The following is a 22549-nucleotide window of genomic DNA, read 5'->3' on the forward strand; positions in this document are numbered from 1 at the left end:
ATGAGTACCCCATACGAGCGCCCACAGGTCCCGGACAAGGTCGGTGTCGACGGTCTGGAGGCCAAGTGGGTACCCGTATGGGAGTCCACCGGCGCGTACCGCTTCGACCGCACCAAGACCCGGGACGAGATCTACTCGATCGACACCCCGCCGCCGACGGTCAGCGGGTCGCTGCACATCGGGCACGTCTTCTCCTTCACCCACACCGACGTCCTCGCGCGGTTCAAGCGGATGCGCGGGCTCGAGGTGTTCTACCCGATGGGGTGGGACGACAACGGCCTGCCGACCGAACGCCGGGTGCAGAACCACTTCGGCGTCCGCTGTGAGCCGTCGCTGCCCTACGACCCGGATTTCCGGCCGCCGGAGAAGCCGGGCAAGGACGTCGTCGCGATCTCGCGGCGCAACTTCATCGAGCTGTGCGAAATCCTGACCGAAACCGACGAGAAGACCTTCGAAGCGTTGTGGCGGCAGCTCGGGCTGTCGGTCGACTGGACGATGACCTACCAGACGATCGGGCACGACTCACGGCTGATCTCGCAGCGCGCGTTCCTGCGCAACCTCGAGCGTGGCGAGGCGTACCAGGCCGAAGCGCCGACGCTCTGGGACGTCACGTTCCGGACGGCGGTGGCGCAGGCCGAGCTGGAGGACCGCGAACGCCCCGGTGCGTTCCACGACCTCGCGTTCACGGCCGAAGACGGCTCCGACGTCGTGATCGCGACGACCCGGCCCGAGTTGCTGCCCGCGTGCGTCGCGCTGGTCGCCCACCCGGACGACGAACGCTTCAAGCCGCTCTTCGGGAAAACCGTGCGGACGCCGGTGTTCGGCGTCGAGGTGCCCGTGGTGGCGCACCACCTGGCGGATCCCGAAAAGGGCCGCGGCATCGCGATGGTGTGCACCTTCGGCGACACGACCGACGTCACGTGGTGGCGCGAGCTGCGCCTGGCGACGCGGGTGGTGCTGGGCCGCGACGGCCGCTTCCTGCCCGACGCCCCACACGGCGTCCCGGCGGAGGCGTACGCGCCGCTGGTGGGCAAGACCGTCCACACGGGACGCGAGATCATGGTCCGCCTGCTGCGCGAAACCGGTGCCCTGCAGGGGGAACCGCGGCCGATCACGCACTCGGTGAAGTTCTACGAAAAGGGCGACAAGCCCCTGGAGATCGTCGCCAGCCGGCAGTGGTACCTGCGCAACGGCGGGAACGACCCGGCGTTCCGGGAAAAGATGCTGGCCCGCGGCGAAGAGCTGACCTGGGTGCCGAAGCACATGAAGGTGCGCTACTCGTCGTGGGTCGAGAACCTGGCCGGGGACTGGCTGGTCAGCCGCCAGCGGTTCTTCGGCGTGCCGATCCCGTTGTGGTACCGGCTCGACGCGCACGGCGAGCCCGACTACGACGCACGCCTGCTGCCGGATGACGCCGCCTTGCCGGTCGACCCGAGCAGCGACGTCCCGCCGGGCTTCACCGAAGACCAGCGCGGTGTTCCGGGCGGGTTCGTCGCCGAGGCGGACGTGATGGACACGTGGGCGACGTCGTCGCTGACGCCGCAGATCGTCGGCCGGTGGAGCCTCGACGACGACCTGTTCTCGCGCGTGTTCCCGATGGACCTGCGGCCGCAGGCGCACGAGATCATCCGCACCTGGCTGTTTTCGACGGCGGTGCGCGCGGAGCTGGAGCACGGCGTGCTGCCGTGGCGGGCGGCGTCGATCGCGGGCTGGGTGCTCGACCCGGACCGCAAGAAGATGTCGAAGTCCAAGGGCAACGCGACGACCCCGGTGGACCTGCTGGAGCGGTTCGGCTCGGACGCGGTCCGTTACTGGGCGGCGAGCGCACGTCCCGGCGTCGACACGGCGGCGGACGAAGGCCAGATGAAGGTCGGCCGCCGCCTGGCGACGAAGCTGCTCAACGCGAGCCGGTTCGTGCTGGGCCTGGGCGTGCCTTCTTCTTCCGCGGTGGCGGTGGAACCGCTGGACCGGGCGCTGCTGGCGTCGCTGGCCGTCGTCGTCGAGCAGGCGACCGCGGCGTTGGAGGCGCTGGACTACGCGCGGGCGTTGCAGGTGACGGAGACGTTCTTCTGGACGTTCTGCGACGACTACGTGGAGCTGGTGAAGGGCCGCGCGTACGGCGACAGCGGTCCCGAGGGAGCTTCGTCGGCCCAGGCGGCGCTGGTGACGGCGTTGTCGGCGGTGCTGCGGCTGTTCGCGCCGTTCCTGCCGTTCGCGACCGAGGAGGTCTGGTCGTGGTGGCAGGAGGGCTCGGTGCACCGGGCGTCGTGGCCGTCGCCGGAAGCGGCCGAAGGTGACCCGGAGCTGCTTTCCCTCGCCGGGCAGGTCATCGCGGGAGTGCGCCGCGCGAAGACGGACGCGAAGGTCTCGATGCGCACGGCGGTGGAGACGCTGACGGTGACCGGCCCGGCCGAGGTGCTGGCCCGGTTCGCGGCGATCGAGCCGGACATCCGCGTCGCGGGCGCGATCGCGGACGTCAAGACGCAGGAAGGCGAGTTCGCGCTCGAAGCCGAGATGGGCGGCTGACGCCGGCGGGCCCGGCGGAATTCCTGCCGCGGAAACGGGAATTCCACCGGGTCGGCCCGTTAATCTCTGGCCATGAGTACGGATGCGCCGGGAGCGGACCGTCCCTCGGCAGCCGGAGACGAGTTCGCCATCGCCGCCGCTGACCTGCTGCGACCGTTCCGGCCCTTGCTCGAACCGGCCTCGGCCGAGCCGGCCCCCGAGCCGACGCGGCAGCTGGCGGACTCCATCGGCCGCGCGATCGACGGGTTCTGGCCCTGGGTCGAACGAACCGCCAGGGCCTCGGGCAAGAGGGTCGATGAACTCAACCGGCGGGCCGCGCCGCCGAACTGGGTCGCCGACGGCAAGGCGGAGGTCGACTACTTCGCGGCCGTCCGGCTCTCGTTGGAACAGGGTGTCCCCCTGGCCTGGGTGCCCGACCCGGAAACCGTCAAGCTGCTCCTGGCCGCCCACGGCGAAGACGCCTCGGCCTCGCTCCACGCCGTTCTGGACGACCGCCGCGAAGTGATCCTCGACCACTGCGACCACCGCCTGGACGAGGTGGACCGGGCTCCCAGCGGGTCGCCGTCGGTCCGGGTCGCCCGGGAAGCGGTCCAGGCGCTTCGTCTCGATCTCCCGTCGCCGGCCCAGTCGGTGGCCACGAACCTCATCGACGAGCTGCTCCGGACCGCGTTCACGATCGTCTACGGCGGCCGGCACGACCAGGTCAAGACGCTGAGCCGCGTCCAGACGCTGTCGGAACGCGCCCACAGCGCGGGGTTGTCGTTCCTCGCGTCGCTCGGCATCCTGCGCGAACTGGCCACCGTGATGCCCTTGCTCCACGCGATGACGCAGTGGTGGCCGGAAAGCCGCACACCCGCCCCCACGACCTTCAGCCGGCACGTGACCAGTCACTTCATCACGGCGCCGGGTCAGGTCACGCGGACCAACGCGCTCGTGGCGGTGCTGACGGCCGTTTCCTTGCTCAGCCAGGAGCACGACTCCCGCTGGGGCACCTGGAAGATCATGAACGCGCTCTGAACCGGCCGGCTGCCGCCGTCAGGAACCGGCGGCGGCCCACCACGCTTCGTCGATCTCGCCGCGCGCCACGATCTCCGCGGGGCCCGACAACGTCGAACCGCCGCGGGACACCGTCACCTCGACCCGGCCGCCCGGGATGTCCACTGTGGACGCTCCGGTGTCCGTGCCCGCCAGGTGCAGCGCCGCCGCCACCGCGGCCACCGTGCCCGTTCCGCACGCCCGGGTCTCCCCCACCCCGCGCTCGTGCACGCGCATCCGCAGCGCGCCCTCGCCGAGGCGGTTGACGAACTCCAGGTTGACCCCGTGCGGGAAGACGTCGTGGTCGAAGTCGGGCTGGTCGCGCAGGTCGAGGTCCGCGACGTCGTCGTCGAGCAGCGACACCAGGTGCGGGTTGCCGACGTCGACGGCCACGCCGGAGAACGGCCGGCCGGCCACCACGGTCACGGAGGTGCCGGTGATCGTCGCCGGCCCCATCCCGACGGTCACCGAGCGGTCGGGGTGCACGACCACGGGGCGGTCGCCGGCGCGGGTGCCGACGACGAACTCGCCCTCGGTCGCGAGACCGGCGTCGACGAGGTAGCGGGCGAAGACGCGCACGCCGTTGCCGCACATCTCGGCGATCGACCCGTCGGCGTTGCGGTAGTCCATGAACCACTCGCCACCGGACGGGATGTCCAGCGCCGCGGCGCGGACGACGCGCAGCACACCGTCGGCCCCGAGGCCGCGTTGCCGGTCGCACAACGCGGCGACCCTCGCCTCGGTCAGCTCGAGGCGGCCCGCCGCGTCGGGGAGCAGCACGAAGTCGTTCTGCGTGCCGTGCCCCTTGAGGAACTCGATTCCGCCCATGGGGGAAAGATTACCGGCCCAGGGTATCCAGGACGCGTGCGGCCAGCCCGGTCTCCGCGCCGTCGTACCAGTGGATCCGCTTGTCGCGCCGGAACCAGGACCGTTGCTTCCGGACGAAGCGCCGCGTGGCCTGCGCCGTCGCCGCGGCGGCCGCCTCGAAGTCGCCTTCGCCGTCCAGCTCGGCGAGCACCTGCTGGTAGCCCAGCGCCCGCGACGCCGTCTTCCCTTCTCGCAAGCCGCGCTCCAGAAGCGCGCGGACCTCGTCGACCAGGCCGGCGGCGAACATCCGCCGGACGCGTTCGTTGACGCGCTCGTCGAGCTCCTCCGGCTGCCGGTCGACGCCGATCACGACCGTGTCGTAGCGGGCCGGGCCGGGCTTCGGCAGGTTCGCCGAGAACGGCTCGCCGGTGATCTCGATGACTTCGAGGGCGCGCACGATCCGGCGCGTGTTGGTCGGCAGGATCGCGGCCGCCGCGGCCGGGTCGCGTTCACTCAACCGGGTGTAGAGGGCGGGCGTGCCGGCTTCGGCCGCCTCGGCGTCCAGCCGCGCGCGCACCGCCGGGTCGGTGCCCGGGAACCGCAGGTCGTCGAGCACGGCCTGGACGTAGAGGCCGGATCCGCCGGTCAGCACCGGAACCCGGCCCGCGGCCAGCAGCCGCTCGATCTCGGCGCGCGCGTCGCGCTGATAAGCCGCGACGGACGCGGTCTCGGTGACGTCCAGGACGTCGAGGAGGTGGTGCGGGACACCGCGTCGCTCCGCCGAGGTGGCCTTGGCGGTGCCGATGTCCATCCCCCGGTAGAGCTGCAGCGCGTCGGCGTTGACGACCTCGCCGCCCAGCTCCAGCGCCAGCTCCACGGCCAGCGCGGTCTTGCCGGTGGCCGTCGGCCCGACCACCGCCACGGGACGGGTTCCGGGCGGTGCGGCGGGGCTGGTCACGACGGCTGACGATACCGGCGGGCCGCCACGGAGCGTCCACCGGAAGTAGGATCACGAGCTTCGAGTGGCCCATCCAGTACCACGGTGCGCGCTGAGCTGCTTGAATGCCGCGTGGGGCCGTAGCATCCGAGCACGGCCCGTGACGACCGCACTACCCGGCCCCGCTTCCGCGGCGGGGCGCCCGCACCAGCGGGCGTACAGGCGATAAGGAGCCTGCGATGGCCCAGGAGAACACTTCCACCGGTACCCCGGCCCCGCACCCGGTGCCGCACGCGCTGCACGCCGGGCACGCCGCCCCGCCCGTGCCGCTCGCCGAGACCACCCCGTCCACCTGGGGCCGCATCGACGAAGAGGGGACCGTTTACGTCATCACCCCCGACGGTGAGCGCGCGGTCGGCGTCTGGCAGGCGGGCACCCCCGACGAAGGCCTGGTGCACTACGCCCGCCGCTTCGACGACGTGCGCACCGAGGTCGAGCTGCTGGAGACCCGGCTGGCCTCCGGGGCCGGCGACCCGAAGCACGCGCTGTCGAGCGCCACCCAGATCCGGGACGGCTTGGCCGAGGCCGCCGTGGTCGGCGACCTGGCCGCGCTCGCCGCGCGGCTGGAGTACGTCATCGGGCACGCCGAGAAGGCGCTGGCCAGCGCGAAGGCGGAGCGTGAGGTGGCCCGCGCGGCTGCCGTCGCGCGGAAGCAGGAGCTGGCCGAGGAGGCCGAGAAGATCGCCGCCGACTCCACCCAGTGGAAGGCGGCGGGCGACCGGCTGCGCGCGATCCTGGACGAGTGGAAGACGGTCAAGGGCGTCGACCGCAAGACCGACGACGAGCTGTGGAAGCGGTTCTCCAAGGCCCGCGAGGGCTTCAACCGGCGACGCGGGTCGCACTTCGCCGAGCTGGACAAGCAGCGCGCGTCGGCCAAGACGCGCAAGGAAGAGCTCATCGCCGAGGCCGAGGCCATCAGCGAGTCCGAGGACTGGGGCGAGACCGCGGGCCGCTACAAGGACCTGATGACCGAGTGGAAGGCCGCCGGCCGCGCGCCCAAGGACAGCGACGAGGCACTGTGGCAGCGGTTCCGCGCGGCGCAGGACAAGTTCTTCGCCCGCCGGTCCGCGGTGTTCTCCGAGCGCGACGCCGAGTTCTCGACGAACGCGTCCCGCAAGGAGGAACTGCTGGTCGAGGCGGAGAAGATCGACGCCGCGTCGAACTTGGAAGCCGCGAAGAACGCGCTGCGCAAGATCCAGGAGCAGTGGGACGAGATCGGCAAGGTCCCGCGCGAGCGCATCCGCGAGCTGGACGGCCGGCTGAAGGCGGTCCAGGACTCGGTGAAGTCGGCGGAGGACTCCCGGTGGCGGCGCACCGACCCGGAGGCGCAGGCGCGGGCCGCGCAGTTCCGCGAGCGTGTCGAGCAGTTCGAGTCGCAGGCGGCGAAGGCTCGTGCTGCCGGGGATGAGCGTCGGGCGAAGAAGGCCGACGAGCAGGCTGCTCAGTGGCGGGAGTGGCTGGAGGCCGCCGAGGCCGCGGTCGCCGATCGCTGAGGTTTGTTCCGGAGGGTCTCTTCGTCACGGCGAAGAGACCCTCCGGCGGTTATCGGACGGTTAACGCGTCACCCGAAGCGGTGCGACGCCTCGCACGGCCAGGTGTCTTCCGGCGCTTTCCCCGCTCGCGAATGCTCCACTTCGATCATGAGCAAGCCATCGAACCTCGTGTCCGCGCTGGTCATCGCCTGCACCGTCGCGCTCGCCGCGCCGACCGTCGCGCTGGCCGCCACCGGGCCCGCCCCCGCTGTCGTCCAGGGCAAGAAGAAGCACAAGGCCAAGGTCGAGGCCAAGGCCGACAAGAACCGCGTCAAGGTCGGCGAAGAGACGAAGATCAAGGGCTCGTTCGCCGACCTCGGCGGGCAGGAGAGCGTCTCCGGCGGCGAGCCCGTGATCGTCCAGCAGCTCAAGGCCGGTGTCTGGGTCGACCTGACCACCGGCACCTGCCGGCCGAACGGGAACTTCGTGTTCAGCCTGAGCTTCAGCGTCCGGGCCAGCCTGACGCTGCGGGTCTTCCACCCGGAGACCGAGCTCTACATCAGCGCGGTCTCCAGCGTGATCGGCCTCGTGGTGATCTAGTTCCGCGAGAACGCGGTCCGCATCCACGACACCGCGAGGCAGATCATCGCGATCCAGGCGATGATCAGGCCGTACCCGGGTCCGCCGCCCGCGGCTCCGCTGGCGTGCGACGACTGCTGCGACCAGATGGCCAGCAGCCCGTCCACCGAGGCGAACCAGCCGCCGGCGGCGCACACCCAGGCCAGCCACCAGCGGCGCGTCACCAGCGCCAGCGCCGAGGCGAGGATGCCGACGCCGGTCGACGTCGCCGCGAACAGCTGCGGGATGCCGCCGCCCTCGCCGGCGAGCACCCGCCAGCCCGCGTGCTCGCCGACCCACGGCAGGAGCAGGGAGATCAGCAGCACGAACGAGAACACCGCGATGGTGAACCCGCGGCGGCCCAGCTCCACCGTGCGCGACGCGCGGTAGCCCACCTCGTCGATCTCGGCGGCCAGCTCGGCCAGCTCGCCGTTGCCCTTGGACTCCGTCACAGCGCACACCCGCTCACCGGCTCAGGCCGGACGGCCGGGGCACCGAAGCCCGGCAAGCCCAGCGTGACGCCGCTCGTCTTCGGCCGGAGCCCCGCCTCCGCGTTGTCGCCGGCGCGCGTGCGCCGGTGGGACAGCAGGTCGCCGTCGGCGACCAGGTGGTGCGGGGCGCCGTAGGTCACGACCGTCTCGACGACGTCGCCCGGGCGAACCTGGGCGCCGCCCGGGGTGAAGTGCACCAGGCGGCCGTCGCGGGCACGGCCGCTCATCCGGTGCGTCTCGGCGTCCTTGCGGCCCTCGCCCGCGGCGACGAGCAGCTCGACGCGACGGCCGACGATCTTCTTGTTCTCTTCCCAGGAGATCGCGTTCTGCAGCTCGACCAGCCGTTCGTAGCGCTCCTGCACGACGGCCTTGGGCAGCTGGTCCGGCATCGTCGCGGCCGGCGTGCCGGGGCGGATCGAGTACTGGAAGGTGAACGCGCTGGAGAAACGGGCCTGCGCGACGACGTCGAGCGTGGCCTGGAAGTCCTCCTCGGTCTCGCCGGGGAAGCCGACGATGATGTCGGTGGTGATGGCCGCGTCCGGCATCGCCGCCCGGACCTCGTCGAGGATCTTCAGGAACCGCGCCGAGCGGTACGAGCGCTTCATCTCCCGCAGCACGCGGTCGGAGCCGGACTGCAGCGGCATGTGCAGCTGGTGGCAGACGTTCGGCGTCTCGGCCATCGCCTCGATGACGTCGGTGGTGAAGGACGCCGGGTGCGGCGAGGTGAAGCGCACGCGCTCCAGGCCGTCGACGGCGCCGGTGGCGCGCAGCAGCTTCCCGAAGGCGAGCCGGTCGCCGAACTCGACGCCGTAGGAGTTCACGTTCTGGCCGAGCAGCGTGACTTCGAGCACGCCCTCGGCGACGAGCGCCTCGACCTCGGCGAGGATCTCGCCGGGTCGGCGGTCGCGTTCCTTGCCGCGCAGGGCGGGGACGATGCAGAAGGTGCAGGTGTTGTTGCACCCGACCGAAACGGACACCCAGCTCGCGTAGGACGATTCGCGGCGCGCGGGCAGCGTGGAGGGGAAGGTCTCGAGCGACTCGAGGATCTCGACCTCGGCCTCGGCGTTGTGCCGCGCGCGTTCGAGCAGCGTCGGCAGCGACCCGATGTTGTGCGTCCCGAAGACGACGTCGACCCAGGGAGCCCGCTTGACGATCTCCCCGCGGTCCTTCTGCGCGAGACACCCCCCGACGGCGATCTGCAGGTCGGGATTGGCGACCTTGTCCGGGCGCAGGTGCCCCAGGGTGCCGTAGAGCTTGTTGTCGGCGTTCTCCCGCACGGCGCAGGTGTTGAACACGATCAGATCGGGCTTGGCGCCGTCTTCGACGGGCGCGTACCCGGCGTCCTCGAGCTGCCCGGCGAGGCGCTCGGAGTCGTGCACGTTCATCTGGCAGCCGAAGGTGCGGATCTGGTACGCCCTGGGTGCCTGTGTCTCGGTCATCGCGTTCCAGGGTAGACCGGCTGCCACCTGCTGCTCCCCGCCGCCCTTGCGCAGTCGAGGGGACGCGCGCAGCGGCCGTCCAAGTCAGCCTCAGGGCACCGCTAAATTCGGTAGTCGGGGTGACACCATCCAGTGAGCCGGTCCATCACGTCCAGGACGTGGTCCTCCGCCGGGTCGTCGTAGTCACGCGTACTGCCCGCCCTGGTTCGGATCTCCAGACGGGCTGCCTCGCAAGCCCGGAGGACGGACTCCCGGTCGGTGCCGGCAGCGACCGCCGACGTCGCGACATCGGCCAGCCGCGTATCCGGATCGTGTTCGGCGTAGGCCGCTGCGACAAGGGCAGACGTCATTTTGTGGTCGGCTCCCACTGCCGATTCCCGTAGTGGATCGGCCAGTGGGTCTTTGTCGTTCACCGCCCGATTGTGGCCCATGGGCACGCCCGCAGGCGCGACCTTTCGCCGCAGGGCCTGACGACCGGGAAACGGAACCCGTAGTCGCTGAGCCGCCACGGCGAACGCGACCCGACGCCGCGAAGGGAAGGCGCCAGAACCGAGACGCGGCCGGTGGCCGTCGGCACTGCTCCGGATGGGGGAACTCCGCGCGTGACCTCAACCTTCTCCGCTGCTCGGGTGTGTCGGCTCCGGCAATGGAAGTCGCGAACGAAGGAGAGACTCGGACGTGAAAGCGCGGATCTTCAGTGTGCTGGCGGCCACGGTCGCCGCTACGGGCGGGCTGCTGGCACCCGCCGCGAGCGCTGCGCCGGCCGGGGTGCTGGGCGGTGAGTGCGGGGCCGGGTACTCGCTGGTGGGCCTGCACAAGGTCGGGAACCAGCACACGGACCAGATCGACCTGCACATGGAGGTCTACTACTCGGCCTCCGCGAAGCGGAACTGCCTGATTTCCCGGCACGTCGGGGACGCCTACGGCCAGGTCCGCGAGACCCACGCCCGGATCCGCCCCTCCGGTGCCGCCTGGCCGGCGTGCAACAGCACCGGTTGCGACTACGGCAACTACGCCTATTACGCGGGCCCGGTCTACACCCCGGCCGGGGTCGACATGTCGCACCGGTGTGTCGACATCGCCGGGTACGCCGGCATCCAGGTCGACAAGATCCTCTACAACCAGCACTGCGGCTAGCAGAACGACGACCATCGATCCGGAGGGAAGACCTTGAGGAACCTCGGCAAAGCGGCGCTCGCGATCGGGAGCGCCCTCGCCGTGCTCGCGGCCGTGGCCCCGGCCGCGAGCGCCGCCCCCGTGCGCAACGGCAGGTGCGAAGTGGGCGAATTCTGCCTCTACCCCGAATACGACCTGCAGGGCTCGGTCTCGGACTTCACCACGTCGATCCCGAACTACGGCAGCTCCCAGCCGGACTGCTACGAGTTCAAGGGCCCCGGCGCCGGCCAGTACACGTGCGTCAAGAACCGGGCGCTCTCGGGCTACAACCGCACCAGCCACACCGTCAGGCTCTACTTCAACAGCAACTACAAGGGCACCTACATCGACTTCGCGCCCGAAGACGCGCGTGACGGCGGGCTGGGCCCGCTCGACCTCAACAACGCCTCGCACCAGTTCCGCTAGGAGCGCGAGTCCGGTCCGGTGAACAACGCGGCCATGCTGTGGGGCGCGTCGTCGCCGAACATGACGTCGTAGATGTCGTCGGCTTCGGCGGCCGCACGCTCGAACATCCGCTCCTCGTACCCGGACAGCGCGGTCTCCGCGTCGTCCGGGTGCGCGGCGAGGGCTTCGCCCAGTGAGGCGCCGTCCAGCATCGCCAGGTTGGCTCCTTCGCCGTTCGGGGGCATCAGGTGGGCCGCGTCGCCGAGGAGCGTCACCCCCGGCACCCGTTCCCACCGGTGCCCCGCCGGCAGCGTGTGCAGGCGGCGCAAGACCGGCGGCTCGTCGCTTGCGGTGATCAGCGCCGTCAGCTCGGGCGCCCAGTCTGCGAACTCCTCGACGACCTGCGAGACGACCTGCGAGACGACCTGCGCGGGATCGGCGTCGGCGAGCCAGTCCGACGGCTTCCGCAGCTGCGTGTACGCGTGCAGGGTGCCGCCGCCCTCGCGGTGGGCCAGGATCCCCCGGCCCGGCGCCAGCGCGAACAGCGAGCCGCCGCCGACCGCCTTCGCCGCGCCGGGATGGCGGATGTCGGCGTCGTACAGGAACGTCTCGACGACCGAAAACCCGACGTACGCAGGCGTCGCGCCGGAGAGCAGCGGGCGCACCCGGGACCACGCGCCGTCCGCACCGACGAGCAGCTCCGAAACAACGGTGGCGCCGTCCGCGAAGGTCACCTCGTGGCGGCCTTCGCCGAGGGCCCGGACGCCGGTGACCTTCCGTCCCCAGTGGACGGTCCCGGGCGGTAGCGAGTCGAGCAGCAGCTGCCGCAGCTCGCCGCGCTGGACTTCGGGACGCTCGCCCGTGCCGTCGTCGGGCCGGTCGGCCAGGACCGCGCCGGTCCGGTCGACGACGCGGTAGGACTCGCGGCCCGGCAGGACCAGCTCGCGGAACCCCTCGAGCAGCCCGGCCGCTTCGAGCGCCGGCTGGCCGTTCCACGGGTGGATGTCGAGCATCCCGCCCTGGCGGCGCGCGACCGGTGACGGCTCAGCCTCGTAGACCGTCGCCGGGATGCCGTGGACGTGCAGGACGCGGGCCAGCACCAGGCCGCCGAGTCCGGCTCCGATGATCGTGGTGGTTCGTTGGATCGTCACTCCAATGACGCTACCACGACTTTGGATCGCCGATCCAACCATGCGATAATGCCGTCATGACGAAGCGACGCACCGACGGGCTGTCGAAGGAGCTGATCGTCAAGGCCGCGAAGAAGCTCCTCGACGACGGCGGCGAGGCCGCGCTCACCTTCCGGGCGCTCACCACCCACCTGGCCACCGGCTACGGCGCGATCTACCACCACGTCGCGAACAAGAGCGACCTGCTCGCCGCGGCCACCGACGACGTCATCGCGGACGTCATGACCGGCGCGGTCGTCGACACGGAGCAGCGGGAAGCGCTGCGCACCGTCGCGCTGGGCCTGTTCGACGCGATCGACGCCCACCCCTGGGTCGGCGCGCAGCTCTCGCGGGAGCCGTGGCGCCCCGCCCTCCTGGAGGTCTACGAGCGCATCGGCGGGCTCCTCGACGCACTCGGCGTTCCCGGGCAAGCGCTCTTCGACGCCGCGGGCGCGCTGGTGAACTACGTCCTGGGCGTCGCCGGGCAGAACGCCGCGAACGCCCGGCTCCTCACCTCCGGTGAGGAGGACCGCACGGCTTTCCTGGGCAAGGTCGCCGCGCAGTGGGCGGACCTCGATCCGGAGAAGTACCCGTTCGTGCACAAGGCGTCGGCTCAGCTGCGCGAGCACGACGACCGCGAACAGTTCCTCGCCGGCGTCGACATCTTCCTGGCCGGGATCGCCACCCTCCGGTAGCGGCGGCCCGGGAGCCGGGCCACCGCTACCGGGGAGGTCACCAGCCGACGGCGACCACCAGCCACTGCGGGTCCCCGTGGGAGACGAACGACGACTGGGCCGCCACGTCGTCGTACGGGAAGCCGTACGCCAGGTGGTTGATGCCGTGGTCGTGCCAGAACTTCGCGTAGTAGTTCGCCGGCGCGGCCTGGTAGTAGTTCGCCGGGTCCTGCTGCTGCGACGCCGGGAGCTGCGCCGTGTGCCGGTTCAGCGCCGCGCACATGTTCGGGTTGCCGGCCAGCGAGCCGGCGCACCCGGTGATGTTCGACGTCGGCTCGTTGACGCCCACCGACTGCGCGTACGCGGTGAAGTAGTTCGCGTACCGGCCGCCCGCGCGGAAGTCCGGGGCGCTGCCCGGGGCCGGGATCCGGTACGGCGCGTTCACCGTCGCCAGCCCCTTGAACTCCGTGGGCACCTCGGCCTGGAACTTGGCGAAGGTGGCCGACCGGTCCTCCTGGAAGGTCCCGTAGTCGTCACCCACCTGGACGTCGTAGCCGTCGTGCGCGTGCAGCCGCATGGCCAGCTTCAGCGCGAACGCGTCCACCCGGGTGGTGTTGCCGTTGAAGACGTCCGGCCCGACGGTGAACTCGATGAAGTCGGCGTACTGGCCGTTCGGGGTGCCGAGGTAGAAGTACATCCGGCCGGCGGAGTTGGCCGGCATGTCGATGTAGGGCTGCTCGGCGATCGAGTGGGTCTGGCCGCCGAAGTTCCAGTACACCTGACTGTCCGGGTACTTGCCGTTGGTCCGGTTGAGCACCTTCACGGTGAGCACGTTGCGCGCGGCCGGGATGCTCGCGGTGTCGCCCCAGAACGAGTCGGGCGGGGTGCCCGCGCCGGGTTGCGTCGTCCCGCCGCCGGTGCCGAACACCTGGAACTCCCACAGGGAGACGCCGTACGGGGTGGCTCGCGCGGTCGTCGACAGGCGCACGTACCGCCCGGACCCGGTCACGTTCAGCGTCTGCGTCCCGCCCGTGCCGGCGGTCGTCTGGTACACAGTGGACCACGTGGAACCGTTGGCGGACAACTGAATCTGGTACGCCGTCGCATAGGCGGCCTCCCAACGCAGCACGACCTGGCTGACGGTCGCCGCGCCGCCGAGGTCGATCTGGATCCACTGTGGATCGCTGAACTGCGACGACCAGCGGGTGGCGGTGTTGCCGTCCACCGCGGCGGACGCGGGGGTGCCGGCGTTCTCCACCGACGACGCCGTGGCGGGTTTTCCTTGGGAGATCAAGGGGTCCGCCGCGGACGCCGACGGGGCGGCGAGACCGAGGACGGCGACCGCGAGGGCCGCCGCCAGGGTCGCCAAGCGGGTACCGGGGCCGCGGCGACGGCGCCGCGGCAGGACGTTCGAGGGCATGGTTCCTCCCTGGCCGGGGAAGTGGGCGGACCCGCCGCCGGTCAGGGGACGGCGTCGTCCGGTTCGCCCCCTGATCGCCGGGCGGATGCCCTCGAGGGCCGGCGGGGGACGACTGGTGAAAAGGTTCATACCACCGCACCCGGCCTGTCAACCCTTGACAGTTCCGCGCCGCGGAGCGATCCTCGGAACCGGTTCCACCTCGAACCTCTGCGTGGCGCCGCCACCCGCCCAGGGGCCTCCTCCCCCGGAGTCGGTCATGCCTTCGAACACCCGCCGCGGCGCCGTCACCGCGACCCCGGACGCCGTCAGGCCGCGCGCTCGTCCGGTAGTCCACTGTGGACTCTCGCGGCCCTCACGCCACGAGGTCGGCCAGCACGGCCGAGGCCGCTCGCTGACCGGACACCAGCGCGCCCTGCACCGACGGCGTGTCCCGGTGGTCACCGCAGACGTACCGGCCGGGCCCGACCCGGACCGGACGCCGCAGCGGGGCGCCGGGGCCGAACACCGGCAGCGCCTTCGGGACCGCGTACGTCTTCAGCAGTTCCCAGCCCCGGGTGTCCGTGTCGTACATCCGCGCCAGCCGCTGCCGCACCCGCGGCTCGAGACCGGGATCGGCGCGATCGGGCACCGACGCGCTGATCAGCGCCGACCCGGACGGGGCGTACCCGGGCGCCACCTCGCTGAGCACCGCCGTGTTCACCAGCAGGTCGTCGAGGCCGTCGACGAGCAGGGTCGGGGACCGCAGCGGCGACGCCCCGGCGCGGTAGTAGAAGGTCGTCACCGCGTGCCAGCCCGGCGCCTCGACCCCGGGCAGCAGGCGGGCGGCGGTGTCGCCATCGGTCGCGACGACCACGGCGCGCGCGGAGATGTCTTCGCCGTCGCGGGTCCGGACGCCGTCCTCGGTGATCGAGCCGACCTCGACGCCCGTGCGGACCGGCAGCCCGGCGGCCAGCTGACGCGGCAGGGCCTGCATGCCCTCGGCCGGCAGCACGCCCCCGCCGCGCAGGAAACTGCGCCAGATCAGGTGGAACAGCCGGCTCGACGTCGCCAGCTCCCGGTCGAGGAACACCCCGGCCAGGAACGGCCGCAGCACCTCCTCGACCGTCGACCGCGTCAGCCCCCAGCGGCGCAGCTCCTCGGCGGTGCTGCGCCCGGTGTCGGCGCGGTCGGCCTTCAGCAAGTCCCGGGCCGCGAGCGCCGCCATCCGCGCGCCGTCGGCGGGACGGCCCGCGACGAACCCGGCGGCGCCGCGAACCGCGGGCAGGCCGTGCCACGGACCGGCGAGCCAGCGGCGCCCGGAACCGGTCATCGCGATCGTGCCGCGCGTGAACGGGCGCGGCCGCAACGCGCCGACGTCGGCCAGCCGCCGCAGCGCCGGGTACGCCGGCAGCAGCACCTGGAACCCGCGGTCGAGGCGGAAGCCGTCGACGACGTCGGTGCGCACCCGGCCGCCGACGTCGTCGCCCGCCTCCAGCACCACGACCTCCGCCCCGGCCCGGCGCAGCCGCCGCGCCGCGCTCAACCCCGCCAGCCCGCCACCCACCACGACGACGTCCATGCCGCACTCCCTCCGTCCCCGGCAGAATGCCCGGATCGCCCGTGGTCAACCACCGGGGCGCCGGATCTGGCACGATCGGGCCGTGGTCGGGACGCGGCGGGGACGAGCGCTCGCGATGGCGGCCGCCCTGCTCCTGGTGCTCGCCTCCTGCAGCGCCGGCTTCGGTGAGCTCAGGCTGCGGATCGCCGCGGGCAACCCCGGCGGGGTCTACGACAAGCTCGCCCAGACCCTCGCCACCGCGTGGGCCGCCGGCCTGGACATCGACCGGCCCACGGTGCTGCAGACCCAGGGCTCGCCCGACAACCTCGACCGGGTGCTCGCGGGCAAGGCCGACGTCGCGTTCGTCGCCGCCGACGTCGCCGCCGACCGGTACAAGCACGACCCGCGGCTGGCCACCCTCGCCCGGATCCACGACGACTACCTGCACATCGTCGTGCGCACCGACTCCGACATCCGGACCGTCGAGCAGCTGCGGGGGCGGAAGATCGCGACCGGCTCGCCGTCCTCGGGCGTGGAGTACATCGCCAGCAGGCTGCTGGAGGCGACCGGGCTCGCCGGGTCGGTCACCACCAGCGCGCGCGGGCTCGACGACTCGGTCAAGGCGCTGCTCAACGGCGACATCGACGCGTTCTTCTGGTCCGGCGGCCTGCCGACGCCGGTGCTGGCCGGCTACAACGACAAGCAGTCCCTGCGCCTGCTCGACATCGCCGACGTGATGCCGAAGATGCAGGAGGTCAACCAGGTCTACGGCACCGCGTCCATCCCGGCCACCACCTACAACCAGCCGGGCCCGGTGACCACGCTGCTGGTGCCGAACTTCCTCGTCGTCCCGAAGTCGATGAGCGACGACGTCGCGGAGGCACTGGTCCGCGGCCTGTTCGACGCCCGCCAGCAGCTGGCGGTGGCCAACCCGGCGGCGCTGTCGATCGACGTCCACCCGGGCATCGAGACCCAGCCGATCCCGCTGCACCCCGGTGCACTGCGTTATTACCGCGCCAAGAAGATCTAAGCCGCCGGGAACGTCATCGCGATCCGCAGGCCGCCGCCCTCGGGCAGGTCCAGCGTCAGCTCGCCGTCGGAGTGCGCGGTCAGCTCGCTGACGATCGCCAGGCCCAGCCCCGAACCCGGCACGTTCTGGTGCGCGGGGCTGCGCCAGAACCGGTCCAGCGCGCGGTCCAGCTCTTCCGGCGGCAGCCCCGGCCCGTGGTCGCGCACCGACAGGCGCACCCGGTCGCCGTCGCGCTCGACGGCGACCCGGATCTCGGTGCCCGACGCGGTGAACTTCAGCGCGTTGTCGAGCAGCGCGTCCAGGATGGTCTCGGCGCCGCGCGGCGGCATGCGCACCCGCGCGCCGTCGCCCGCGGCGTCGACGACCAGCCGCACGTCCCGCGCCTCGCCGACCACCGACCAGTCGGCGACCCGCTCGGCGACGACCTCGTCCAGCACCACCGGGTCCAGCTCGCCGCCGGAGGCCTCGGCCCGGGCCATCGAGAGGAGGCCGTCCAGGATCTGGTGCAGCCGCCCGGCGTCGACGCGCGCGGCTTCCAGGTCGGCGGCGGACTGGTCGTCGACGACGTGGCCTTCGAGGTTGCCGAGCCGGATCTTCAACGCGGTCAGCGGGTTGCGCAGCTGGTGCGAAGCGTCCGCGACGAAGGCGCGCTGCGCGGCCAGCGCCCCCGACACGCTCTCGGCCATCCGGTCGAAGGAGCGGCCGAGCTGCCGCAGCTCCGGCGGGCCGCCGCCCTCCCCCACCGGCTCGGCCTCCCGCCCGCTGACCACCGAAGCCACCAGCGCGCCGGTCGCGTCGTCGAGCCGCTTCACCGGCTTCAGGATCCACCGGACCACCGGGATCGCCACGCCCAGCGCGACCACGAAGGCGAGGATCCCGCCCGCGGCGAGCAGCAGCCACCACCACAGCACGGCGGCGCGTTCGGAATCGGTGGCGGACACCGTGAGCACCGCCCCGCGCACCTCCCCGTCGGCGAGCACCGGCTCGGCGAGCACCAGCGGCGTCGAGTCCCACGGCATCAGCACGCCGGCCGGCTGCGATCGGCGCCCGGCCAGCGCCTCGTGGACGGGGTCGCTGATCCGCTCGTTCTGGAGGTCGATCCGCGCGGCGGCCGGGCCGAGCGAGGTGACGACCGGCTTGCCGTCCTGGTCGACGACCACCACCTGGACGCCGTACACCTCGGTGTAGCGGCGCACGTCCGGCTCGATCAGGTACGGCTTGTTGTCCAGCAGCGGCCGCTGGGCCAGCGACGCGAACCGGGCGGTGTCGGTGAGCCGGTCGAGGAACAGGTCCTGCTGCGCGCCGGCGGCGATCGAGATGGCCAGCGGGATGCCGAGGCCGAACACCAGCAGCGCGACCAGCGTCAGCACGATGCCCTGCAGCCGGACGCGCACGTCGTCAGCTCCGGGCGGTCTGGCCGCCGAGCCGGTAGCCGACCCCGCGCACCGTCTCGATCAGCGCCGGGCGGCCCAGCTTCGTCCGCAGTGTCGCGACGTGGACGTCGAGCGAGCGGCTCTCCGCGGGCCCCCGGTGCCCCCACACCTCGGTGAGCACGTGCTCACGCGAGCAGACCGCGCCGCGCGCGCCCGCCACGAGGGCGAGCACCTGGAACTCCTTGCGGGACAACGCGATCGCGTGCCCGTCGACCAGCACCTCGTGCCGGGCCAGGTCGACGCTGACGTCCCCCACCTTGATGACGACCGGCTCGGCGACGGCGTGCTCCGGGCGCCGACGGCGCACCGCCTCGACCCGGGCGAGCAGCTCCTCGACGTCGTAGGGCTTGACCAGGTAGTCGTCGGCGCCGGCGCGCAGGCCCCGGATCCGGTCGTCGACCTCGCCGCGGGCCGACACCACGATGATCGCGACGTCGCTGACCGCGCGGATCTGGGTGCAGAGGGTGACACCGTCGATGTCCGGCAGGCCGAGGTCGAGCAGGATGACGTCGACCTCGTGGACGCGTTCGAGGACACCGGCGCCGGTGGCCAGCCGGGCGATCGCCAGGCCGCGGCGGGCCAGCGCCGGGATGAGCGCACCCGCGACCCGGTCGTCGTCCTCCACCAGCAGCACCCGCACCCGTCCGCCTCCCATGGTGACCTGCTCCACCGGCCGGTAGCGCCGAACTCTAGGACCTCGCGGAATCCACCGCACGAGCCACCCGAGCGGTCACTCTTGGTGACCAGGGGGCTACGGTACCCCCGATACCCCCAAAATGGACATCGATACGCAGTTGAAACCCTAAGTATTGCTCAAGCGGCCTTGCCAGCCGGTGAAGCAACGGTAGGTTCTCGCCATCGCGGGTGACCGACGCCGCATTCGAACGACCCTGGAGGCCAGATGACCGCGGAGGTGGCGGCGCCGATGATCAAGGCGTCCGCCGTGAACAAGTACTTCGGCGACCTGCACGTGCTCAGGGAGATCACGCTCGAGGTACCTCGCGGCCAGGTCGTGGTGGTGCTGGGTCCGTCGGGGTCGGGCAAGTCGACCCTGTGCCGGGCGATCAACCGGCTCGAGCCGATCAACTCCGGCGAGATCGGCGTCGACGGCGTCCCGCTGCCCGCGGAAGGCAAGGCCCTCGCGGCCCTGCGCGCCGACGTCGGCATGGTGTTCCAGTCCTTCAACCTGTTCGCGCACAAGACGATCGTCGAGAACGTCATGCTGGCCCCGATGAAGGTCCGCAAGGCGTCCAAGGACGAGGCGCGCAAGACGGCGATGGAGCTGCTGGAGCGCGTCGGCATCGCCAACCAGGCCGACAAGTACCCGGCGCAGCTTTCGGGCGGCCAGCAGCAGCGCGTCGCGATCGCGCGGGCGCTGGCGATGCGGCCCAAGGTCATGCTGTTCGACGAGCCGACCTCGGCGCTGGACCCGGAGATGGTCCAGGAGGTCCTCGACGTCATGACCGGCCTGGCCAAGGACGGCATGACGATGCTGGTCGTCACCCACGAGATGGGCTTCGCCCGCCGGGCAGCCGATCGGGTGATCTTCATGGCCGACGGCGAGATCGTCGAGGACACGACGCCCGAAGAGTTCTTCACCGCGCCGAAGAGCGAGCGCGCGAAGGACTTCCTCGGCAAGATCCTGACCCACTGAGCACTTTTTTCCCGGCCCCCGCGGCCGGGCGAGATTCGGAAGGAACCTGAGAGACGATGCGGTTGAACCGAGTTCTGCAGGTCGGCGCGGTCGTGATGGCCGCCGGGCTGGCCCTGACGGCCTGCGGCGGCGGCTCCGGCAGCGGCGCGAGCGGCGACAAGAACCTGGTCCAGCGGGCCAAGGACAACAAGAAGCTGACCATCGGCATCAAGTTCGACCAGCCGGGCCTCGGCCTGAAGAAGCCGGACGGCACCTACGCCGGCTTCGACGTCGACGTCGCGAAGTACATCGCGAAGCAGCTCGGCGTCGAAGAGTCGGGGATCACCTGGAAGGAAGCGCAGTCGGCGCAGCGCGAGGACCTGATCAAGAAGGGTGAGGTCGACTTCATCGTCGCCACCTACTCGATCACCGACAAGCGCAAGAACGACGTCTCCTTCGGCGGCCCCTACTTCGTCGCGCACCAGGACCTGCTGGTGCGGTCGGACAACACCGACATCACCGGCCCCGAGTCGCTGACCGGCAACAAGAAGCTCTGCTCGGTCAAGGGCTCGACCCCGGCGCAGAACGTCAAGACGAAGTACGCGAAGGACGTGCAGCTGCAGGAGGTCGGCAAGTACACCGACTGCGTGACCGCGCTCCTCAACGGCACCGTCGACGCGATGACCACCGACGACGTCATCCTCGCCGGCTACGCCGCGCAGCAGCCCGGCAAGCTGAAGCTGGTCGGCAAGGGCTTCTCCGACGAGAACTACGGCGTCGGCCTGAAGAAGGACGACGCCGACGGCAAGGCCGCCGTCAACAAGGCGATCCAGGCGATGGAGCAGGACGGCTCCTGGGAGAAGGCGCTGCAGACCAACGTCGGCCCGTCGGGCTACAAGATCCCGGCCGCGCCGGCGATCGCTCCCTGATATCCGGTTCTGAAGTCGAACGGTGCGCCGTGCAAGCGGCGCACCGTTCCCGTACCGAGGCCAGGTTGGACAACCCGTGTTCGATTTCCTCAACAACCCCGACTACGACCTCGTCGGGGCCTTCTGGACGACGATCCAGCTGACGTTCTTCTCGGCGATCGGGGCGCTCGTCTGGGGCACCGTCCTCGTCGCGATGCGGGTCAGTCCCGTGCCGATCATGCGTGGCTTCGCGACGGTCTACGTCAACATCTTCCGGAACACCCCGCTGACGGTGATCATCATCTTCACGTCGCTGGGTCTTTCGTCCACGCTCGGCATCAACCTGGCCGCGACGGACTCGCCGACCTCGTTGGCGGACAACGCGTTCCGGCTCGCGGTGCTGGGCTTCGTCGTCTACACGGCGACGTTCGTGTGCGAATCGCTGCGGTCGGGCATCAACACCGTCCCGGTCGGCCAGGCGGAGGCGGCACGGGCCCTGGGTCTCAACTTCCTGCAGGTGCTCGGCCTGATCATCCTGCCGCAGGCGTTCCGCGCGGTGATCGCGCCGCTGGCGAACGTCCTGATCGCGCTGCTGAAGAACACCACCGTGGCCTCGGTCATCGGTGTCGCCGAGGCCTCGCTGCTGATGTCGACGATGGTGGAGAACGAGTCCAGCTCGTTGCTCCTGGTCTTCCTCCTCTTCGCCGCGGTGTTCGTCGCCCTGGTGCTGCCGCTCGGCCTGCTGCTCGGCTGGGTCGCCAAGAAAGCCGAGGTCAAGCGATGAGCACGCAGACCGTCCTCTACGACGCGCCCGGCCCGAAGGCCCGCGCCCGCAACTGGATCTACAGCGTGCTGTTCGCGCTGGTGCTGCTCCTGGTCGCGTGGTTCGTCTACAACGGCTTCGACAAGAAGGGCCAGTGGGCCGGCGCGCTCTGGAAGCCCTTCATCGAGGGGTCGACCTGGACGCAGTTCCTGCTGCCGGGCCTGCTGAACACGCTGAAGGCCGCGGCGCTGGCCATCGTGATCGCGCTGCCGATCGGCGCGTTGCTGGGCATCGGCCGGCTGTCCCAGCACAAGTGGGTCCGGATCCCGGTCGGCGCCGTGGTCGAGTTCTTCCGCGCCATCCCGGTGCTGCTGCTGATGGTGTTCGGCGCGGCGCTGTACGCGTACTACACCCCGATCGAGGCGGACACCCGCCCGCTGTTCGCCGCCGTCACGGGCCTCGTGCTCTACAACGGCTCGGTGATGGCGGAGGTGTTCCGGGCGGGCATCCTGTCCCTCCCGAAGGGACAGACCGAAGCCGCGTCGGCGCTCGGCCTGCGCAAGACCCAGACGATGGTCAGCATCCTGCTGCCCCAGGCGGTCACGCTGATGCTGCCCGCACTGGTCAGCCAACTGGTCGTCATCCTGAAGGACACCGCGCTCGCCGGCCAGCTGACCATCGGCTACGACGAGCTGATCCGCGGTTCCGGGCCGATCACCGGCAACTTCAACAACACGATCCCGACGCTGATCGTCATCGCGATCATCTTCATCACGCTCAACCTGATCCTGTCGTGGTTCGCCTCGTACCTGGAGCGCAAGCTGTCGCGGCGGAAGAAGGCCCCTCGGGGCGCGAAGCCGCTGGAAGGGCCTCCGGCGGCGGTGACGGCGGCGACCGACTTCAACACCGGGAACAGCTCGGCCTGATCCCCCGCTCATCGGAAGCGGGTGGGTGCGCACGTCGCACTCACCCGCTTTTCTTTTGCCCGATCGGGGGTCGCCGGGGTTGTCGTACCCGGAGGACTCCCCTAGCGTCGG

At 71.2% G+C, this 22549-nt stretch carries 22 protein-coding genes and 1 pseudogene; 12 read left to right on the forward strand and 11 right to left on the reverse strand.

The window, feature by feature from the left end:
* Both valS and ABZ342_RS28005 read left to right on the forward strand, forming a co-directional pair.
* On the forward strand, window positions 1-2526 hold the full coding sequence (gene valS / locus ABZ342_RS28000) for a valine--tRNA ligase (RefSeq protein ID WP_360478857.1): 2526 nt from the start codon (window positions 1-3) through the stop codon (window positions 2524-2526).
* A 72-nt stretch (window positions 2527-2598) separates the two neighbouring features.
* Window positions 2599-3543 (forward strand): hypothetical protein, encoded by a 945-nt coding sequence (locus ABZ342_RS28005; RefSeq protein WP_360478860.1) that lies wholly within the window; start codon window positions 2599-2601, stop codon window positions 3541-3543.
* 18 nt (window positions 3544-3561) lie between these two features.
* Here ABZ342_RS28005 and dapF read toward each other — a convergent pair whose 3' ends face one another.
* Together dapF and miaA are read right to left on the reverse strand one after the other, a co-directional pair.
* Entirely contained in the window at window positions 3562-4389 is an 828-nt protein-coding gene (gene dapF, locus ABZ342_RS28010) for a diaminopimelate epimerase (RefSeq protein ID WP_155542071.1), read from the reverse strand.
* 10 nt (window positions 4390-4399) lie between these two features.
* A complete protein-coding gene (miaA, locus tag ABZ342_RS28015; protein ID WP_360478863.1) occupies window positions 4400-5326 on the reverse strand; it encodes a tRNA (adenosine(37)-N6)-dimethylallyltransferase MiaA in 927 nt (308 codons plus the stop codon).
* Between the two features lie 218 nt (window positions 5327-5544).
* On the opposite strand from miaA, the gene ABZ342_RS28020 reads away from it, so the two are divergent.
* Window positions 5545-6858, forward strand: a complete 1314-nt coding sequence (locus ABZ342_RS28020; protein WP_155542069.1) for a DUF349 domain-containing protein — start codon at window positions 5545-5547, stop codon at window positions 6856-6858.
* Between the two features lie 147 nt (window positions 6859-7005).
* Window positions 7006-7437 carry a hypothetical protein gene (locus tag ABZ342_RS28025; RefSeq protein ID WP_360478866.1) on the forward strand — a complete coding sequence of 144 codons (432 nt, stop codon included), beginning with the start codon at window positions 7006-7008 and terminating at the stop codon, window positions 7435-7437.
* Here the strand turns inward: ABZ342_RS28025 and ABZ342_RS28030 are convergent.
* The 3 genes from ABZ342_RS28030 to ABZ342_RS28040 all read right to left on the reverse strand — a co-directional run bounded on the left by ABZ342_RS28030 (window position 7434) and on the right by ABZ342_RS28040 (window position 9798).
* Entirely contained in the window at window positions 7434-7907 is a 474-nt protein-coding gene (locus tag ABZ342_RS28030) for a hypothetical protein (RefSeq protein WP_155542067.1), read from the reverse strand. The genes ABZ342_RS28025 and ABZ342_RS28030 overlap by 4 nt on opposite strands.
* Window positions 7904-9385, reverse strand: a complete 1482-nt coding sequence (gene miaB / locus ABZ342_RS28035) for a tRNA (N6-isopentenyl adenosine(37)-C2)-methylthiotransferase MiaB (RefSeq protein WP_360478870.1) — start codon at window positions 9383-9385, stop codon at window positions 7904-7906. The genes ABZ342_RS28030 and miaB overlap by 4 nt, the downstream gene beginning before the upstream one ends.
* 101 nt (window positions 9386-9486) lie before the next feature.
* Window positions 9487-9798 (reverse strand): hypothetical protein, encoded by a 312-nt coding sequence (locus ABZ342_RS28040; RefSeq protein ID WP_360478873.1) that lies wholly within the window; start codon window positions 9796-9798, stop codon window positions 9487-9489.
* A gap of 265 nt (window positions 9799-10063) precedes the next feature.
* On the opposite strand from ABZ342_RS28040, the gene ABZ342_RS28045 reads away from it, so the two are divergent.
* Window positions 10064-10522 (forward strand): hypothetical protein, encoded by a 459-nt coding sequence (locus tag ABZ342_RS28045; protein ID WP_360478876.1) that lies wholly within the window; start codon window positions 10064-10066, stop codon window positions 10520-10522.
* 33 nt (window positions 10523-10555) lie between these two features.
* Window positions 10556-10966, forward strand: a complete 411-nt coding sequence (locus ABZ342_RS28050) for a peptidase inhibitor family I36 protein (protein WP_360478879.1) — start codon at window positions 10556-10558, stop codon at window positions 10964-10966.
* Here the strand turns inward: ABZ342_RS28050 and ABZ342_RS28055 are convergent.
* Window positions 10963-12090, reverse strand: coding sequence for an NAD(P)/FAD-dependent oxidoreductase (locus ABZ342_RS28055; protein ID WP_360478932.1), 1128 nt, complete (start codon window positions 12088-12090; stop codon window positions 10963-10965). The two genes, ABZ342_RS28050 and ABZ342_RS28055, sit on opposite strands and share 4 nt — an antisense overlap.
* A gap of 62 nt (window positions 12091-12152) precedes the next feature.
* Here ABZ342_RS28055 and ABZ342_RS28060 point away from each other — a divergent pair, with 62 nt between their 5' ends.
* Entirely contained in the window at window positions 12153-12809 is a 657-nt protein-coding gene (locus tag ABZ342_RS28060; RefSeq protein ID WP_360478882.1) for a helix-turn-helix domain-containing protein, read from the forward strand.
* A 37-nt stretch (window positions 12810-12846) separates the two neighbouring features.
* Here ABZ342_RS28060 and ABZ342_RS28065 read toward each other — a convergent pair whose 3' ends face one another.
* From ABZ342_RS28065 to ABZ342_RS28075, 3 genes and pseudogenes are all read right to left on the reverse strand, one after another.
* Entirely contained in the window at window positions 12847-13509 is a 663-nt protein-coding gene (locus tag ABZ342_RS28065) for a glycoside hydrolase family 64 protein (protein ID WP_360478934.1), read from the reverse strand.
* 171 nt (window positions 13510-13680) lie between these two features.
* Window positions 13681-14208: pseudogene (locus ABZ342_RS28070) on the reverse strand (discoidin domain-containing protein); the annotation flags it as partial.
* A 352-nt stretch (window positions 14209-14560) separates the two neighbouring features.
* On the reverse strand, window positions 14561-15766 hold the full coding sequence (locus tag ABZ342_RS28075) for an NAD(P)/FAD-dependent oxidoreductase (RefSeq protein WP_360478885.1): 1206 nt from the start codon (window positions 15764-15766) through the stop codon (window positions 14561-14563).
* Between the two features lie 82 nt (window positions 15767-15848).
* Here ABZ342_RS28075 and ABZ342_RS28080 point away from each other — a divergent pair, with 82 nt between their 5' ends.
* Window positions 15849-16775 carry a TAXI family TRAP transporter solute-binding subunit gene (locus ABZ342_RS28080; RefSeq protein WP_360478888.1) on the forward strand — a complete coding sequence of 309 codons (927 nt, stop codon included), beginning with the start codon at window positions 15849-15851 and terminating at the stop codon, window positions 16773-16775.
* Here the strand turns inward: ABZ342_RS28080 and ABZ342_RS28085 are convergent.
* Both ABZ342_RS28085 and ABZ342_RS28090 read right to left on the reverse strand, forming a co-directional pair.
* The gene (locus tag ABZ342_RS28085; RefSeq protein ID WP_360478891.1) at window positions 16772-18169 is read right to left on the reverse strand and encodes a HAMP domain-containing sensor histidine kinase; all 1398 of its coding nucleotides are present in this window, start codon (window positions 18167-18169) and stop codon (window positions 16772-16774) included. The two genes, ABZ342_RS28080 and ABZ342_RS28085, sit on opposite strands and share 4 nt — an antisense overlap.
* A gap of 4 nt (window positions 18170-18173) precedes the next feature.
* A complete protein-coding gene (locus tag ABZ342_RS28090; RefSeq protein ID WP_196425423.1) occupies window positions 18174-18848 on the reverse strand; it encodes a response regulator transcription factor in 675 nt (224 codons plus the stop codon).
* Window positions 18849-19133: 285 nt separating this feature from the next.
* Between ABZ342_RS28090 and ABZ342_RS28095 the strand changes: the two genes are divergently transcribed.
* From ABZ342_RS28095 to ABZ342_RS28110, 4 genes are all read left to right on the forward strand, one after another.
* The gene (locus tag ABZ342_RS28095) at window positions 19134-19862 is read left to right on the forward strand and encodes an amino acid ABC transporter ATP-binding protein (RefSeq protein WP_196425422.1); all 729 of its coding nucleotides are present in this window, start codon (window positions 19134-19136) and stop codon (window positions 19860-19862) included.
* Window positions 19863-19918: 56 nt separating this feature from the next.
* Window positions 19919-20770, forward strand: coding sequence for a glutamate ABC transporter substrate-binding protein (locus tag ABZ342_RS28100; RefSeq protein WP_155542053.1), 852 nt, complete (start codon window positions 19919-19921; stop codon window positions 20768-20770).
* 76 nt (window positions 20771-20846) lie between these two features.
* Entirely contained in the window at window positions 20847-21533 is a 687-nt protein-coding gene (locus ABZ342_RS28105; protein WP_360478894.1) for an amino acid ABC transporter permease, read from the forward strand.
* The gene (locus ABZ342_RS28110) at window positions 21530-22438 is read left to right on the forward strand and encodes an amino acid ABC transporter permease (protein WP_360478897.1); all 909 of its coding nucleotides are present in this window, start codon (window positions 21530-21532) and stop codon (window positions 22436-22438) included. Before ABZ342_RS28105 ends, ABZ342_RS28110 begins: the two co-directional genes overlap by 4 nt.
* The last annotated feature ends 111 nt before the right edge of the window (window positions 22439-22549 follow it).

Origin of the sequence: Amycolatopsis sp. NPDC005961, assembly GCF_040629235.1 — a bacterium.
Taxonomy (GTDB): Bacteria; Actinomycetota; Actinomycetes; order Mycobacteriales; family Pseudonocardiaceae; genus Amycolatopsis; species Amycolatopsis camponoti.

Excerpts from the sequence above, each read along its gene's own strand:
- valS (WP_360478857.1), top strand. The coding sequence starts at position 1 with ATGAGTACCCCATACGAGCGCCCACAGGTCCCGGACAAGGTCGGTGTC.
- ABZ342_RS28005 (WP_360478860.1), top strand. The coding sequence starts at position 2,599 with ATGAGTACGGATGCGCCGGGAGCGGACCGTCCCTCGGCAGCCGGAGAC.
- dapF (WP_155542071.1), bottom strand. The coding sequence starts at position 4,389 with ATGGGCGGAATCGAGTTCCTCAAGGGGCACGGCACGCAGAACGACTTC.
- ABZ342_RS28020 (WP_155542069.1), top strand. The coding sequence starts at position 5,545 with ATGGCCCAGGAGAACACTTCCACCGGTACCCCGGCCCCGCACCCGGTG.
- ABZ342_RS28025 (WP_360478866.1), top strand. The coding sequence starts at position 7,006 with ATGAGCAAGCCATCGAACCTCGTGTCCGCGCTGGTCATCGCCTGCACC.
- miaB (WP_360478870.1), bottom strand. The coding sequence starts at position 9,385 with ATGACCGAGACACAGGCACCCAGGGCGTACCAGATCCGCACCTTCGGC.
- ABZ342_RS28060 (WP_360478882.1), top strand. The coding sequence starts at position 12,153 with ATGACGAAGCGACGCACCGACGGGCTGTCGAAGGAGCTGATCGTCAAG.
- ABZ342_RS28065 (WP_360478934.1), bottom strand. The coding sequence starts at position 13,509 with ATGCCGGCCAACTCCGCCGGCCGGATGTACTTCTACCTCGGCACCCCG.
- ABZ342_RS28075 (WP_360478885.1), bottom strand. The coding sequence starts at position 15,766 with ATGGACGTCGTCGTGGTGGGTGGCGGGCTGGCGGGGTTGAGCGCGGCG.
- ABZ342_RS28095 (WP_196425422.1), top strand. The coding sequence starts at position 19,134 with ATGATCAAGGCGTCCGCCGTGAACAAGTACTTCGGCGACCTGCACGTG.
- ABZ342_RS28100 (WP_155542053.1), top strand. The coding sequence starts at position 19,919 with ATGCGGTTGAACCGAGTTCTGCAGGTCGGCGCGGTCGTGATGGCCGCC.
- ABZ342_RS28110 (WP_360478897.1), top strand. The coding sequence starts at position 21,530 with ATGAGCACGCAGACCGTCCTCTACGACGCGCCCGGCCCGAAGGCCCGC.